Raw genomic sequence first — 15,942 nt, 5'->3', positions numbered from 1 at the left:
CTGGAGTTATTTACTCTTTGGGCATGTAAATGCCGTAAATGTTCGCCGATTGTTTTAAAAAAGAGTGTATAGGGAGTCTTGCTCAGTGGTTAAACGAATTTCAATACTGATGTTGTGCGTAGCAAGTTTATCGGGATGTGCAAGTTTCATTTCGGGTGGAACAGGTTCAGCACCTGTAGGCACAGAGAGCGGTGCGCGCAGCTTAGGGCAGGTGTTTATTGATTCTTCTATCAAGCGCACAGCGACCATTAATTTGTATAAGCTAGACCCTCGCTTTAAACAGTCACGCGTCAACATTGAAAGCTTCCATAGCAATGTGCTGTTGACAGGGCAAGTTCCCGATGAATCATTACGTCAGTTGGCTGAAGACAATGTTAAAGCCATGAGCGATGTCAAAACTGTCCATAACTACATCACGGTTGGCCCGCAAATTGGCTACAGTACCATTATGCAAGATACTGCCGTGACCGCAAACACCCGTGGACTACTGGTGCGTGCACCTGTAGTTTCGGATTCTAAAGTCTTGGTTCAAACCGAAGATGGCGTGTTATATGTGATGGGGCGTTTAAATACTGCAGAAATTAATGATCTGAATGATGTACTACAAAAAGTCGGGAATGTGACTAAAATCGTAACCCTGATCGACAACATTGAACAATCAGCCGGTACAGTCGCCAGCTCGACTGTTGCGACACCACTGGCCAATTCGGTACAGCCAGAAGTACAGACGCCAGTGGCGATTGATCCAAATCAAAACGGAACCACCAATGCTCAATAAACCGCATCAGCTTTTGGAGCAACTTGGAAAGCAGGTCGAATGGGTGAGAGAGCAATGTAAGTCGGTGCGTGTTTATGATCTTGGAAGTTATGCACTCAACCGACTTACGCCTAAATCGAGCTATAGCTGTACTGAAAATATTGCTTATGGCTTGAAAGCGCGTCAGCGACTCGATCTGTACCGAGCCAACACACCTTTAGCACATCGTCCACTGGTGGTTTTTGTCCATGGTGGTGCATGGCAGCACGGTGATAAAAAAGACTATGTGTTTTTAGGTGAAAGCCTTACGCGTGAAGGCTACGACGTCGCGATCATCAATTATCATCTGGCGCCACAATCTATTTTTCCTGTGTTTGTCGATGATTTAGCCGTGGCGCTCCAATATCTTGATCAACATCAAGCGCGTTTGAATATTTCAGCGCAGCAGATCATTTTGATGGGCCACTCATCTGGCGCATTTAATATTATGTCGCTGGTGTACCATCCCCAGAGGCTTGCGCTTCAGTGTTATGAGCAGATTAAAGCAATTGTCGGATTTGCTGGGCCTTATCATTTTGATTATAAAGGCGACCCACTCGCTGAAGATGCCTTTGATCAGTCGGTGCCCTATCAGCAGGTCATGCCGTATTATTTTGTGAAAAAAAATCATATTCGGCATTATATGTTTCTGGCTGAGAACGATCATATCGTCAAGCAAAGTAATAGCTTAGATATGCAGCAAGTGTTGGTACAGGCTGGAAACCACAGTCATATCAGTGTGATTCCTAAAACGGGACATATCACCATCATTGCAACATTGTCGAGTTTGTTTAGCCGTTATTTCAAGACCAAACGAACGTTACTCAATTTGCTTAAAGAGACACATCCCGTTAAGTAAAAACAGCCAATTACATTGGCTGTTGATGAATCACATGCATAATCATGGCGTACGCGATACTGCCTTTAAATGGAATTTCTGGCAGTTCATCAAACTTGAAAAACTGTGCGTCACTAATTTCCTCTTCTTGTAATTTGATCTCGCCCGATTCATATTCCGCCTGAAAGGCGAGCATTAAATTACTTGGAAAAGGCCAAGGCTGGCTCGATAAGTAACGAATATTTTTAACTTTCAGTCCGACTTCTTCAAGCGTTTCACGTTGAACAGCTTCTTCAAGTGTTTCTGCAATTTCTACAAAGCCTGCAATCAGACTGTACATATTGGTCTTGTTATTGGCATTTTTGGCCAACAAAATTTCGTTGTCGCCTCGGGTAATCACCGTAATCACACACGGTTGGATTCGTGGATACTGATTGTAATGACAAGACGGGCAAGTCATTGTGTATTCAGTGGCATGCTGTTCAGTTTCATGCCCGCAACGGCTACAAAACTTGTGATTGCGGCGCCATTCAAGGAGTTGGACCGCACGGCTTGCCTGCAAAAATTCGTCGGTCGACCATGTCGAAACCAGTTGACGAATCGGCACCAGCTTAAATCCGGCAGGAATTTGATCGTCAGTCTTTAAATCCCGCGCAATAACATTGTCGCCCGTGCCCAGCTTTAAATCGCCAGTCATGGCCTCAACGCTAGGAAGTTTATGGTTTTCATCAACGAGAAGTTGTTGATTATGAAAGATGTAAGCTAGTGATAACTCAGACATTAGGCAACCGCTGATTGAAAGTGAGAGGAGTGTCTTAATGCTACCTCAAAGGTGGCACGTAAGACAGGTTGTTTGGTTTTTAAATTATCGATGAAAAGATCCAGACAGGCCAAAATATTCAGTAAACGGCTCATATCATCGTGTTTTAAATCGCTGTGATTGCTTTGCAGCGCACCCATAAACTGTGCACTGTCATGTAAGGCCTTGTGTAATTCTTTTGCACCTAAAAAGAGTGCTGCGCCTGCAAGCTCATTTAACTGCTGCTGCATGGTGCCAAGGTCCAGTGCTGTAGCCTCCGTGGCTTGCGTCGCTTCTAGCGCATGTGCCGCGGCATTGACTACCAGTTTGGTTTCATGTAACAGCGCGGCATGCGCATCGTCTAAACGATCAAGTGAAATATTCATATTGTGCGCACGTAACTGCAAGCGATTAGAGGTATAGTTCCGCTCTAAAATACCAATCGAATTCATGGCAGATAAAATACTGCGCATTAGCTGCTGGGCATAGCCATCGTGAGTAAGAATATCTGGCTGATTAAGGTGCTCGGCCTGTTGTGCCAGTGCACGATTGGCTTCGTGTAGGTTTAATACTTTAAACACATTAGCCAGATGAGACAGTTGAGCTTGTAATTCCTGAATTTTTTCAGGTGTCATACTTAAATAGTTGTATTCGATTTCGTTGCGAATTTGTGTCATTGATTCATTGATTAACTGGCACACTGCATGAATGGTGTCATAGTCAGGACCATACAAATGTGAACTCAAGACCTGTAATTGGGTATCGGTCAGTTGATCATCTCCAATACGTAGCTGGCGGCGTAATAGTTCGGAAATCGCATCGTCCTGACTCACGCACAGGCTGATAATATTGGCCAAATCGGTGATAGAAGCTCGAAATTCATCTGGCTGTTCAAAGAATTTACCTATATTGCTTTCGAGTTGAATCAAGATTCTTAGACGCGCATCACTCAAGATTAGCTGATCAATATGATCAAGTGCCACATAAACCAGTTGCCAATATTGCTTGGTATGATGTTTTTTAGCGGCGTTGGCTAGATATACACCAATCAACTTAATTGCTTGTAAATCCAGTGTGGTTTCGCTGTGCTGGATGAGCTTGTGCAAAGCGTGCTTATATAACTGGTGCACGTATTCGGATTGCTCAAGTTTAGGCGGTAAAGGCAGGGATAAATCACTTTTAAATGCATTTAAGCGGGTAATGAGTCGTTGACCTTCTTGCGTGAGTGGTTTGCCAAGAGCAAGCTCAAGTCGATTCAGCGTATCGAGCAGAAATTGTGGTGCTTTAACTTCATGCAAAGCGGTAAATTCGATATAGCGCTTTAACATGGTGGTACCTTCACTAAGTGCCGCCATCGTGGTGGCGTCGGTGAGGGCAGGCGCTTGCATGATTTTTCGGACCAATAATGAAATATAGCCGATCATTTGCGACAGATGTCCCATATCAATCAGCTCTAAAACTTGTGCACACTGGTCAAAGTGCTCAAGCGTCTCTTCAAGTTCAAACGGAATCTGTTGTTCATCATGTAGTGTTTGGATTGCGATTTCAACACGCCGAACTGAATCATCAATTTCTTTTTTTATCGTTAACAATGCAGAAGGGTCGAAGCGAATAGAAACTTGTGAAGACATAAAAACTGCACCACTTTATAATGTTATGAGCGTCCAGACGGCGCGACTAAAAGATCAACCTGACTATACCTCAAGTTGATCGGCTTGCATCATCTGTTGTAAAAAACTTTTGGGTTTTATTTTGCAAACAAGCAGGCGGCCCCATTTTTTTCTTCGTAGCGCTGAACCCATTCATTGTGACGTGCCAATTCTTCTTCGGAGGGTTGAATCACTGGAAGCTGAAAATCGACACGTGCACGTTTTGACTGACCTTGCTCATTTTCACTTTGTGATAGGGCATCCATATCAAATGAAACCTGCCCACCGGTCATGGCCAAATAGACATCCGACAAAATTTCCGCATCGAGTAACGCGCCGTGGAACGTACGGTCTCTTGCCGGAATTTCGTAGCGTCTGACCAAGGCATCGAGCGAGTTTTTTTGCCCCGGATGCTTATTTTTGGCCAGTGCCAAGGTATCGGTGACTGTACACACCTCAGACAATGCAGGTAATCCTACACGGGTAAACTCCATATTCAGGAAGTTCATATCGAAGGTGGCGTTATGTGCAATAATCTCTGCACCTTTCAGATATTCAAATAGTACGTCCGCAATCTCTGCATACTTGGGTTTATCTGCAAGAAACTCGTCGGTAATTCCGTGGACATTAACCGAATCGCCTACCGGCTTTTCTGGATTAATGTAAATATGAATCGAGCTGCCCGTCAGTTTACGGTTGATCATTTCGATCGCACCGACCTCGATAATACGATCACCATCTTGATAATAAAAACCTGTGGTTTCGGTATCTAGAATGAGTTGGCGCGGCCCTTGTGCATGCACCTGTGCAGGCGTGACAACAATAAACGGGTGAACCTGATTTTGCTCGGACTCACTCGGTATATTGTCGAGTTCAGACTCGTCGTCTGCCTCAATATTCTCTTCAGGTTCTACCTGATCGAGGTCAAAACCGAACGGATCGTCGAGCAACCAGTCATTTTCAGGTTTTTTTTTAGTGTCTTCAGTGGTTTTAGGTTGAGTGTGAAGCTCAGCGGCGATCTGGGCTGCCCCTTGGTTTGCGAGCATATCGGCCATTTCATTTCCTGCGTGGCCAGCGTGACCCTTAATCCAGTTCCACTCAATTTGACGACCTTGACAGATCGCATCAAGTGCCTGCCAAAGATCAGGATTTTTAACGTCTTTCCAGTTTTTCTTTTTCCAGCCATGAATCCATTCGGTAATGCCTTGTTTGACATAGTTTGAATCGGTCCAAATAATCAAGCTGGCATCTGGTGGACAAAAACGAATGCCTTCAATTGCAGCGGTCAGTTCCATGCGGTTGTTGGTGGTGGTTGGCTCGCCACCACACAGTTTATGCTCACCTTGCTCGGTAATGATATACGCACCCCAGCCACCTAAGCCGGGATTGCCTTTACAGGCGCCATCAACATAAAGGGTGATTGTTTGTGACATAAGAACCAGACTCGACACGTAAAACAAAGGGAACAATGGGTATTGTATACGCAAACGAAGCGATTCTCTGCGCTCTAAGGGGTGTTTTTTTAATTTCTTGTAACATTTCCACTCAAATCACGCTAAATTATTGCCTTGTCTCGACGGCATGCTTCACTACAATGGCATATTTAAAGAATTAAACTTTACGCGAGTTGTTTGGAACATCTATATGTATAAATCTACCACAATGATGTGGCCTTTTTCAGTCGCCTCACTTTTCAAATATACGGTTCTTGGTTCTGCAATCGCAGCCATAGGTCTTACAGCCGGATGTTCTTCAACTCCAGAAAAAACACACAGCAAATCGACGCATAAAATGGGTTCAGGCTTTTTAGATGCCAGCAGCTTGGATTCTTTAGAAGATTTACTTTCGGCGACTGACATGCGAGCAGTAGAGGGCGACCGTCTATTAATTTTAAAGCACGGTGACGTTTGGAAACGCATGACCGTCGGATTTAAGATGGACGAAACCCATTGGGACCCACGTATTGAAGCACAGCGTAGTTGGTTTATTTCGCGTCAGCCTTATTTAGACCGCTTAAGTGCACGTGCCAGCCGCTACTTATACCACACCGTAAAAGAAGCAGAACGTCGTGGTTTACCGACTGAGCTTGCACTGTTACCGGTCATTGAAAGTTCTTACGATCCAGCTGCGACCAGTAGTGCGGCGGCGGCAGGACTATGGCAGTTTATCCCAAGTACCGGCCGTATTTACGGCTTACGTCAAACCAGTCTCTACGATGGCCGCCGTGATGTCGTTGAGTCGACGCGTGCAGCTTATGAATTTTTAGGCAGTTTGTATAACCAGTTTGGCTCATGGGAGCTGGCACTGGCGTCTTATAATGCCGGACCGGGACGTATTCAACAGGCCATTAACCGAAATCAGGCGGCAGGCTTACCAACCGATTACTGGTCGCTGAAACTGCCTGCGGAAACCATGAACTATGTACCGCGGTTCCTTGCGGTGGCTCAGATTATTAAAAATCCAAAAGCATATGGTGTGTCATTGCCGCCAATTGCCAATCGTCCGCACTTTCGTGAAGTCACCTTAAGTGGTCCGGTAGACCTCAATCAAATTTCAGCGGTAACCGGTTTAAGCCGTACCGAGCTATATGCTCTTAACCCAGGTTATCGGGGTGATGTGATCGATCCGGCCAGCCCAATGCGGATTTTGATTCCGGCCGATTTAAGCCCATCGATTGACACCAAACTCAGAGCGTTAAAACCTTCATCGTCATCTGGTATGTGGGCCGCGAATACCGCAGCACCTCCAGCGTCTGTCACGGTCACTACAACACCAAGAAATACAGGAACGTCCTCGGTGACCACCTCGACCACTCCTGTATTGACTGCCAGTAACACCAAGCCAGCGGTAAAGAATACGACCACTACAGCCGCTTCAACAACCACGCGCCGTATCAGTACTCCGCGTGGTGCAGACGAACTGGCTGCTTTTGCAGCGAGTGCTGATGTACCGAGTGCACCGCGTATTCCAGTTGCAGTGACACAAAAAGCCAATGTGAAGCCTGTGACGACGGAACCACCAATTTCAAAAACCGAACGTGCTGATATTGTTGCTGCGATTCGTTCTGAAGGTCAGAAGGAGACTGTTGCACAAGCGTTGGAGCCACAACCAACTCAAGCAGAAAAAGATCAAGTGGTTGCCGAGCTTTCTGCATTGGCACCGAAAGGCACTCAAATTGTCGATCCGCTCGATGGTAAGATTAAGCTTACTGCGATTCAGACCAGTCAATCTGTTGCCGATCAGCAAGGCAAAGAAGTCACCAAAGAATTTGCGTATCCGAAAGCATTGGCAGAAACCGTCAGTGCCAGCGATCAGGATGTACAGCGTAATAGCAACAAGCCGTATATCAAAACGGATACCGATATTGTTGTGGTTCAGCCAAAAGGAAAGCGCTCTACCTATACGGTTGTTTCAGGCGATACGCTGGCCATCATTGCCATGAAAAACGGTGTGAGCTGGCGCGACATTGCAAACTGGAACCAGATCGATCCGAATCGTACATTGTATGCAGGCACTACACTGTATTTATATGATGCCAAACCACAAGCAGAATCTGCTTCTAAAACCGAGACGATTCCAGATACCTATACCGTTAAAGCCAATGACAGCCTGACCGCAGTGGCAGAACAGTTCGGTTTGAGTGTTAAGCAATTGGCCGATCTAAACGAGCTAAGTGTTACCAGTGGTTTGTTTGTGGGCCAGAAACTAAGCTTAAAAGAGAAAAAAGGCAATACTACGACAGCCTCGGCTAAGCACAATAGCGATACGAAATCGACCAAACGCACGCCAACCAAACTCTACACTGTAAAACGTGGTGAATATCTCAAACAGATTGCAGATCGTTATGGACTCTCTAATCAGGAACTAGCGGATCTGACCACAGGATTGAATGCAGGAAGTAATTTATACATTGGTCAGAAAATTAATGTTCCATTGCACGAAGTTGCTGAGGAAGAGAGCAGTGTAGCGGCCAAGGCAAGCAAAAATGCTCCTTCGATTAAAACCGAAAGCTATAAAGTACAGCGCGGTGAAACCTTATCGAGTATTGCCAGCGCTACAAAAACGAGCTTGAGTGAGTTACTTGAGCTAAACAATATGAAATCTGCTTCTGGCTTGAGAGCTGGTCAAAGCATTAAGATTCCGGCTGGTTCGACCACACCTGAAGAATATACGGTTCAATCGGGTGATAGCTTAAATGCGGTAGCGAGTAAATTTAATTTACAACTGGATTACTTGGCAGAGCTGAACGGATTAAACCGTACAGCAGGGCTTCGCGTTGGGCAAAAGCTAAAACTCACGGGTGATGTACCATCAAGCTCAAGCAAGAAATCTGCGGAGCAGGCTGCTCCTGAGGTCTATACCGTTAAATCGGGTGATACGCTGGGCGCCATTGCCAGCCGTTATAACCTCGATGCCAATGATTTGATGAAGCTCAACGGTCTACGCAGTTCTGGCCTGCAAGCAGGACAAAAGCTCAAATTAAGCGGTGAAACTGAAAAACAAGTCAGTGCCAAAGCCGAGCCAAAAGCAAAATCCAATGCCAAAGCCTCGACCAAAACCGAATCTTATACGGTCAAGTCGGGTGAGTCGCTTAATAGTATTGCCAGTCGTTTAGGCATGTCATCTAAAGAGCTGGCCGATTTGAATGACTTGAGTGCCCGCGCGAGCTTACAGCGTGGTCAAACCTTACAAGTTCCAAAAACAATCACGGAGTATAAGGTCAAGCGCGGTGATACCCTGATTGGACTTGCCAGTAAGTATGGCATGGCATTGGCTGAACTGGCCGATCTAAATGATTTACGTCCTTCAAGTTCACTTCGTATTGGAGATGTGATTAAGGTTCCCAATCTATAACTTTACTGGACGATAAATGCACGCCAAGAATGCATATGTAATGAAAGCACTAAGCCTCGCATTGGGGCTTGGTGTTTTTTCTTTAAGTTGTTTTGCCGCCGTTACCACCACACCTTATATCGCCATTCGTACCCAACCCAAATATCAAGCGCTAACGCATATGCCTTATGCCAACCCCAAGGCACCCAAAGGCGGAATCTTAATTCAGTCGAGTAATGGCACCTTCGATAATTTGAATAGCATGAATGGCAAGGGCAGTTCGACCGACGGTATTAATTATGTCTTTGACAGTTTGATGTCTAGCTCGTTAGATGAACCCGGGGTGATGTATCCCTTGCTGGCTAAAACGGCCACCTTTGATCAACAGCACCCAAGCTTCGTGATTTTTGATTTAAATCCGCAAGCACGTTTTAGTGATGGCTCTGCTCTGACTGCCGAAGATGTCAAATTTAGCTTTGATACGTATCAAACCAAGGCCAATCCGGGCCTGCAAATGTACATTGCAGATCTGGCCAAAACCGAGGTGCTGTCGAAGTACCGCATCAAGTTTAGTTTTAAGTCCAAAAGTAATCTTGAAATGCCGATGATTTTGGCCAGCCTACCCATTTACTCAAAAAAAGACTGGCAGCATAAGGACTTCACTCGAGTCACGCTCCAGCCGATTTTAGGGTCGGGGCCTTATTTGATTGAGCGCATCGATCCGGGCCGAAGTGTTACGTACAAACGTAATCCTAAATACTGGGCTAAAGATTTAGCCGTGAATCACGGGCGCTACAATTTTGATCGCTTAAAATATGTCTATTATCGTAATTTAGACATTGCATTTGAGGGGTTTAAGTCGGGCCAATACACCTTGCATGAAGAATTTATGTCGCGTAAGTGGGTGACAGGCTATGACTTCCCGGCGTTTAAGTCCGGCATGATTAAAAAATATGTCTTTGAGCACCGTAATCCCATGACGACACAAAGTATTGTCATGAATACGCGGCACAGACCTTTAAGCGATATCAAGTTAAGACGTGCCATCAGTTATGCTTACGATTTTGAATGGCAAAATAAAGCTTTGTTTTATGGTCAGTATCAACGTCTACAGAGTTATTTTAATAACAGTGAACTGGCTGCAACAGGAACGCCATCTGCGGCAGAGCAAAAAATTCTAGCGCCTTTCTTGCCCAAACTTGATCCGATTGTGCGTGAGGGTGTTTTGGCCAATTGGCGTTATCCTGTTTCCGATGCCAGTGGCTTTAATCGTAATAGCTTGCTTAAAGCAAGACAGTTACTAATTGAGGCAGGCTATACGGTTCAGCATCAGACTTTAAAAGACAAACAGGGGCGTCCTGTTCAGCTTGAGCTGTTAATTCATCAGGACAGTTTACAGCGCACCCTGATGCCTTTTGTTCGCAATTTAAAGCGCTTGGGCATTACGGTGAATATCCGTTTGGTCGATACGCCACAATATGTGGAACGCATGCGCCGCAATGACTTCGATTTAACCACAATGGCCTTGCCACAATCTTTAACACCGGGCAATGAGCAGGCGCAATTTTGGGGAAGTGCAGCGGCCAATCAGGTTGGAAATTATAATTATTCTGGAATTCAGGATCCTGTCATTGATGCGGTGATTCAGCGCGTAATTCATGCCAATTCACGAGATGAGCTGGTGGCCAGTACCAAGGTATTGGATCGGTTGCTTCGGGCTGGTTATTACCAGATTTTGACCTATGGAAAAGCGGGTAACTGGTATGCATACTGGGACATGTATGAACGCCCTAAAGTGAAGCCAGCGTTATCGGTGGGTTATGATTACTGGTGGTCCAATCCTGAAAAAGCACAGCGTGTTGCCCGCTATTTGCGTAAACAAGAATAATCAAGGAGTATGCGCATGGGTGCTTATATTATTAAACGTCTGTTCTTGATTATTCCGACATTGTTTCTGATTTTATTGATCAATTTTGTCGTGGTGCAAATTGCACCGGGTGGACCAGTCGAGCAAGCTATTCAGCAGGCAGAAAGTTTTTCAGGTGTAAAAACCGGAGGAGAAACTGCTTCTGTCAGTACAGATACCCATTATCAGGGTGCGCGTGGTCTGACGCCCGAAATGGTCGAAAAAATTAAGGCGCAATATGGATTTGATAAGTCTGCACCAGAACGTTTTTGGCTGATGTTGAACGGATATTTGCGTCTTGATTTTGGTACCAGTTTTTTTAAAGATAAACCTGTTACGCAGTTACTATTTGAGAAAATGCCGGTCACCATTTCTTTGGGATTATGGAGTACTTTGCTGATTTATCTGATTTCAATTCCGCTTGGCATTCGAAAGGCACGCCAGCATGGATTAATCTTTGATAAGTCGACATCTATTTTGCTGGCGATTGGTTATGCGGTACCTACTTTTGTATTTGGGGTACTGTTGATCGTATTTTTTGCGGGCGGTTCATATTTTCAGTGGTTTCCACTGCAAGGACTGGTTTCGGAAAATTTTCAGAATTTGAGTTTACTCAATAAAATAAAAGACTATTTCTGGCATATGGCATTGCCTTTAACCACCATGTTGCTGGGTGGATTTGCGGGTTTAACCTATCTAACCAAATACGCCTTTATGGAAGAGCTCGGAAAGCAGTATGTGCTGGCAGCACGCGCCAAGGGTTTAAGTGAAACGCGGGTTTTATACGGGCATGTTTTTCGAAATGCCATGCTGATTGTGATTGCGGGTTTACCTGAAGCATTGATTGGTATTTTCTTTGTGGGAAACCTGTTTATTGAAATTATTTTCAATTTAGATGGGATTGGTTTATTGGGTTTTGAAGCGATTACGCAGCGCGATTATCCAGTGATTTTTGGCACGTTGTTTTTATTTACTTTACTTGGGCTGCTGCTCAGACTGGTCAGTGATGTGCTGTATCAAATCATTGACCCAAGAATCAATTTCGACGCGCGAGGAGCAAAATAATGTCTCCAGTGATGCAGCAGCGTCTTGCACGTTTTAAACAAAACCGGTTAGGTTTTATCTGCTTAATTGTTTTTGCAGTGATTTTTGTACTGGCGATTTTCTCTGAATTAATTGCCAACGACAAACCTTTGGTGGTGAAGTATCAACAATCCTATTATTTTCCAGTGATCCAGTCCTATCCAGAAACAACTTTTGGCGGGATATTTGAAACCGAAACAGATTATAAAGATCCAGCCGTACAGCAACTCATCGATCGTGATGGATGGGCACTTTGGCCTGTGATTCCATTTTCATATCAAACGCCTAATCTGGAGCTGGCTGTGCCTGTGCCATCGCCTCCGTCGCAGCAAAACTGGCTGGGGACAGACGATCAGGGCCGTGACGTATTGGCGCGTATTTTATATGGCTTGCGCGTGTCTCTTTTATTTGGATTTGCCTTGACTCTCTGTGCCGCCTTTATCGGAATTTTGATTGGGGCACTACAGGGCTATTATGGTGGCTGGGTCGATTTGATTGGCCAGCGGGTGCTAGAGGTGTGGGGCGGATTACCCATGCTGTTTATGGTCATGATCTTGGTGAGTATGTTTACCCCAAGTGTCTACTGGTTATTTGTGATTATGCTGCTGTTTGGCTGGACGGCATTGGTGGGGTTGGTGCGGGCTGAATTCTTGCGCGCTCGAAATTTTGACTATGTACGCGCTGCACGTGCTTTGGGCGTAGCTGATCGGACTATCATTTTCCGGCATATTTTACCCAATGCCATCAGCTCAAGCCTCTCCCAATTGCCGTTTATGCTTACTGCCAATATTACTGCGCTAACGGCACTGGACTTTTTGGGCTATGGTTTACCTCCAGATGCTGCATCATTGGGAGAACTGCTGCTACAAGGGAAAAATAATCTCAATGCACCGTGGCTGGCGCTCTCTGGCTTTTTTACGCTGGCGCTGGTTTTGTCATTATTGATTTATGTCGGAGAGGCCACGCGTGATGCATTCGACCCAAGACGCTAATACCCCATTATTACAGGTTGAGCATTTACGCATTGCGCTAGATGCTCATCAGCTTTTAGTCGATGACTTAAGCTTCGACTTACACGCCGGGCAAACCTTGGCAATCGTGGGGGAAAGTGGCTCTGGTAAATCGATTAGCAGTCTGGCTTTATTGGGTTTACTTCCAGAGCAGCTTCAAATTTCGGGCACTGCACATTTTCACGATCAGAATTTATTTAAGCTCACAACTCAAGCGTTACAGCAGCTTCGGGGCAGTAAAATTGCCATGATTTTTCAAGAACCCATGACTGCACTGAATCCGCTACATCGAGTTGAAAAAATCGTGGGTGAAATGCTCAGACTTCGTGGCTGGTCAAAAGCACGTGTTCGTGCGCGTGTGATTGAATTGCTCAATGATGTGGGAATCCCAGAGCCAGAGCAAAAGCTTAGACGTTATCCGCATGAGCTGTCTGGCGGGCAACGCCAGCGCGTCATGATTGCCATGGCACTGGCACAACAGCCTGAAATTTTGATTGCCGATGAACCCACCACAGCGCTTGATGTGACCTTACAAGCGCAAATTCTGGACTTGCTCAAGTCATTGCAGCGCCAATCTGGCATGGGATTGATCTTGATCAGTCACGATCTGAACTTGGTAAAACGCTATGCCGATGACGTGATTGTAATGAATCAAGGTCGGGTCGAAGAACAGTCTACAGCGAAAGAATTGTTTGAGCGACCACAAACAGCCTATACACGTCATCTGCTAGATCACGACTTTGGACGTGCACTTCCGATGTCATCTGATCAAGAAGTTTTAGGCGTTCATCATCTTTCGGTGAAGTATCCGCTTCAAAACAGATTATTCTGGCGAACTCAAAATTACTTTAGCGCACTGGCACCGCTGAGTTTTCAGCTTCAGCAAGGCAATACTCTTGGGATTGTGGGAGAAAGTGGTTCGGGTAAATCCACACTGGCACTGGCGATTACGCGATTGATTGAAAGTGATGGCGAGATTGTATTTCTTGGAGAAAATCTGAATCAACTGAAAGAAAGCCAACTGCGGCCTATTCGTCAATCGATCCAGATGGTATTTCAAGATCCGTTTAGTAGCCTGAATCCGCGAATGAATGTTGCACAAATTGTTGGAGAGGGGCTGGCATTAAAGCGTGTTGCCGCACTTGAGCGAGAAGCATTGATCGATACTGCGCTTGAGAAGGTTGAGCTAACACCAGCGTTTAAGCATCGTTATCCGCATCAGTTATCTGGCGGGCAGCGACAACGTATCGCTTTGGCAAGAGCTTTGATACTTCAGCCAAAACTGATTGTGCTGGATGAACCGACCTCAGCCTTAGACCGCACCACACAGCGCGCGATTGTAAAGTTGCTGCGCCAGCTTCAAGCAGATGAACACATCAGCTATGTGTTTATCAGTCATGATTTACAAGTGGTCAGAGCGCTTTGCCAGCAGGTGATGGTGCTCAAGCATGGCATCGTGATGGAATTTCAAGACACTGAAACTTTATTTGTTTCACCACAAACGGACTATACCCAGCAGTTGATTCAAGCCAGTCAGTATTAATAATTTGACAATATATGTTGTCAGTTTGTCGGTTTTGGCTTGACAGTAGACCTGTTTAAACTAAATTGATAAGAAAACAGCTACAACTTGCCGAGCAATGTCATGAATCAAATCGCTGAGCCACTTAAAATACGCAATACCACTTTTAAAAACCGAATTATCAAAGGTGCGATGAGTGAAGCACTGTCCAATGAGGCAGGTCAGCCTAATACTCTACATTACGGACTCTATGAAGCATGGGCCAAAGGTGAGTTGGGTTGTGCCATAACGGGTAATGTGATGGTTGATATTCGTGCCAAGAATGAGCCAGGCGTTGTGGCCATTGAAAATGAACGTGATCTGGCTCAGCTTAAGCATTGGGCACAAATTGGTAAACAATATGGCATGGTGCAGTTGATTCAACTTTCGCATCCGGGGCGTCAGTGTCCAAAAGGTTTAAACAAAGAAACCGTAGCACCATCGGCAGTGCCATTTAGCGCCGCATTGGCACCACTTTTTGCAACACCGCGTGAACTTCGCCACGACGAAATTGGAGAGATTATACAGCGCTTTGCCAAAGCAGCTTCCGTGTGTGAGCAAGCAGGTTTTGAAGGCGTGCAACTACATGGTGCGCATGGTTATTTGATCAGTCAGTTTTTATCGCCACTCACCAATAAACGCCAAGATCAATGGGGAGGCAGTATTGAAAACCGTATGCGCTTCTTGCTTGAAATTTATCGTGCGGTACGCGCGGCCACATCTGAAGATTTCATTATTTCAGTCAAACTCAATTCAGCAGATTTCCAGCGTGGCGGTATTACAGAAGAGGATGTAATTGCTGTCTTTAAGGCAATTGATGCTGCGGGTATCGATATCATTGAAATCTCTGGTGGGAGTTATGAAGCACCCGCAATGGCTGGAGTAAAAGCAGATAAACGTAAAGCCAGTACCATTGCACGTGAAGCTTACTTTTTAGATTTTGCAGAAAAAATTCGTCAGCATGTGTCATGCAAACTCATGGTGACTGGTGGCTTTCGTACAGTTGAGGGAATGAATGCAGCTTTAAAAAGTGGTGCATGTGATTTTATCGGGATTGCGCGCCCGTTTGCAGTAGAGCCTGATTTGACGCAGCGTCTTATTGCAGGGCAGGATGTAAGATATGCAGTAAAACCGATTAAAACTGGCTTACCTTTTGTTGATAAGATGGCCATTATGGAAATTATCTGGTACGCCGCGCAGTTTAAAACCATTGGAAAAGGCAAAACGCCAAATCCTAAACTATCGCCTTTATTGGTCTTTCTAAATTATGCCAAAGGCAATATTAAAGCGGTAATTCAGGGGCGTGTAAATTCGAGAAAATCTGCATAAGTCATTTTAAGGGTTTTAGGTCTAATTAAGATTTAAAACCTAAAATAAAAAAAGCCTCACATTTTGTGAGGCTTTTTTTATGATCTTAATGATCGAATTTGGCGTCCCTACGGGGATTCGAACCCCGGTTACCGCCGT

11 protein-coding genes are annotated in these 15,942 nt (G+C 45.2%); 8 read left to right on the top strand and 3 right to left on the bottom strand.

The features are described 5' to 3' along the window. The first annotated feature begins 85 nt into the window (after positions 1-85). Positions 86-778 (top strand): BON domain-containing protein, encoded by a 693-nt coding sequence (locus ADA42_RS06250; RefSeq protein WP_048764158.1) that lies wholly within the window; start codon positions 86-88, stop codon positions 776-778. Continuing rightward, positions 768-1,655 (top strand): alpha/beta hydrolase, encoded by an 888-nt coding sequence (locus tag ADA42_RS06245; RefSeq protein ID WP_048764156.1) that lies wholly within the window; start codon positions 768-770, stop codon positions 1,653-1,655. Before ADA42_RS06250 ends, ADA42_RS06245 begins: the two co-directional genes overlap by 11 nt. Before the next feature lie 10 nt (positions 1,656-1,665). Here ADA42_RS06245 and nudC read toward each other — a convergent pair whose 3' ends face one another. The 3 genes from nudC to dnaQ form a co-directional block, all read right to left on the bottom strand. Further along, positions 1,666-2,415, bottom strand: coding sequence for an NAD(+) diphosphatase (nudC, locus tag ADA42_RS06240; protein WP_004936241.1), 750 nt, complete (start codon positions 2,413-2,415; stop codon positions 1,666-1,668). Then, the gene (locus ADA42_RS06235; protein WP_048764153.1) at positions 2,415-4,064 is read right to left on the bottom strand and encodes a hypothetical protein; all 1,650 of its coding nucleotides are present in this window, start codon (positions 4,062-4,064) and stop codon (positions 2,415-2,417) included. The genes nudC and ADA42_RS06235 overlap by 1 nt, the downstream gene beginning before the upstream one ends. Positions 4,065-4,180: 116 nt before the next feature. Further along, a complete protein-coding gene (gene dnaQ, locus ADA42_RS06230; RefSeq protein WP_048764150.1) occupies positions 4,181-5,515 on the bottom strand; it encodes a DNA polymerase III subunit epsilon in 1,335 nt (444 codons plus the stop codon). A 211-nt stretch (positions 5,516-5,726) separates the two neighbouring features. On the opposite strand from dnaQ, the gene ADA42_RS06225 reads away from it, so the two are divergent. From ADA42_RS06225 to ADA42_RS06200, 6 genes are all read left to right on the top strand, one after another. Beyond that, entirely contained in the window at positions 5,727-8,936 is a 3,210-nt protein-coding gene (locus ADA42_RS06225; RefSeq protein ID WP_048764148.1) for a LysM peptidoglycan-binding domain-containing protein, read from the top strand. 40 nt (positions 8,937-8,976) lie between these two features. After that, positions 8,977-10,803 carry an extracellular solute-binding protein gene (locus tag ADA42_RS06220; protein WP_228137591.1) on the top strand — a complete coding sequence of 609 codons (1,827 nt, stop codon included), beginning with the start codon at positions 8,977-8,979 and terminating at the stop codon, positions 10,801-10,803. A 15-nt stretch (positions 10,804-10,818) separates the two neighbouring features. Continuing rightward, the gene (gene yejB, locus ADA42_RS06215; RefSeq protein ID WP_004936257.1) at positions 10,819-11,886 is read left to right on the top strand and encodes a microcin C ABC transporter permease YejB; all 1,068 of its coding nucleotides are present in this window, start codon (positions 10,819-10,821) and stop codon (positions 11,884-11,886) included. Next, positions 11,886-12,896, top strand: a complete 1,011-nt coding sequence (locus ADA42_RS06210; protein WP_048764143.1) for an ABC transporter permease — start codon at positions 11,886-11,888, stop codon at positions 12,894-12,896. The genes yejB and ADA42_RS06210 overlap by 1 nt, the downstream gene beginning before the upstream one ends. After that, the gene (locus ADA42_RS06205) at positions 12,874-14,457 is read left to right on the top strand and encodes an ABC transporter ATP-binding protein (RefSeq protein ID WP_048764141.1); all 1,584 of its coding nucleotides are present in this window, start codon (positions 12,874-12,876) and stop codon (positions 14,455-14,457) included. The genes ADA42_RS06210 and ADA42_RS06205 overlap by 23 nt, the downstream gene beginning before the upstream one ends. 102 nt (positions 14,458-14,559) lie before the next feature. Next, positions 14,560-15,804 carry an NADH:flavin oxidoreductase/NADH oxidase family protein gene (locus tag ADA42_RS06200; protein WP_048764139.1) on the top strand — a complete coding sequence of 415 codons (1,245 nt, stop codon included), beginning with the start codon at positions 14,560-14,562 and terminating at the stop codon, positions 15,802-15,804. Positions 15,805-15,942: the final 138 nt, after the last annotated feature.

The organism is Acinetobacter sp. 243_ASPC (genome assembly GCF_001054715.1).
In the GTDB taxonomy this organism is placed as follows: domain Bacteria; phylum Pseudomonadota; class Gammaproteobacteria; order Pseudomonadales; family Moraxellaceae; genus Acinetobacter; species Acinetobacter soli.
This window is presented reverse-complemented; position numbering and strand designations above follow the sequence as displayed.

Bases quoted from the DNA above. Each gene is read 5' to 3' on its own strand.
- dnaQ (WP_048764150.1), bottom strand. From the start codon at position 5,515: ATGTCACAAACAATCACCCTTTATGTTGATGGCGCCTGTAAAGGCAAT.
- yejB (WP_004936257.1), top strand. From the start codon at position 10,819: ATGGGTGCTTATATTATTAAACGTCTGTTCTTGATTATTCCGACATTG.
- ADA42_RS06245 (WP_048764156.1), top strand. From the start codon at position 768: ATGCTCAATAAACCGCATCAGCTTTTGGAGCAACTTGGAAAGCAGGTC.
- ADA42_RS06200 (WP_048764139.1), top strand. From the start codon at position 14,560: ATGAATCAAATCGCTGAGCCACTTAAAATACGCAATACCACTTTTAAA.
- ADA42_RS06225 (WP_048764148.1), top strand. From the start codon at position 5,727: ATGTATAAATCTACCACAATGATGTGGCCTTTTTCAGTCGCCTCACTT.
- ADA42_RS06220 (WP_228137591.1), top strand. From the start codon at position 8,977: ATGAAAGCACTAAGCCTCGCATTGGGGCTTGGTGTTTTTTCTTTAAGT.
- ADA42_RS06205 (WP_048764141.1), top strand. From the start codon at position 12,874: ATGCATTCGACCCAAGACGCTAATACCCCATTATTACAGGTTGAGCAT.
- nudC (WP_004936241.1), bottom strand. From the start codon at position 2,415: ATGTCTGAGTTATCACTAGCTTACATCTTTCATAATCAACAACTTCTC.
- ADA42_RS06235 (WP_048764153.1), bottom strand. From the start codon at position 4,064: ATGTCTTCACAAGTTTCTATTCGCTTCGACCCTTCTGCATTGTTAACG.
- ADA42_RS06210 (WP_048764143.1), top strand. From the start codon at position 11,886: ATGTCTCCAGTGATGCAGCAGCGTCTTGCACGTTTTAAACAAAACCGG.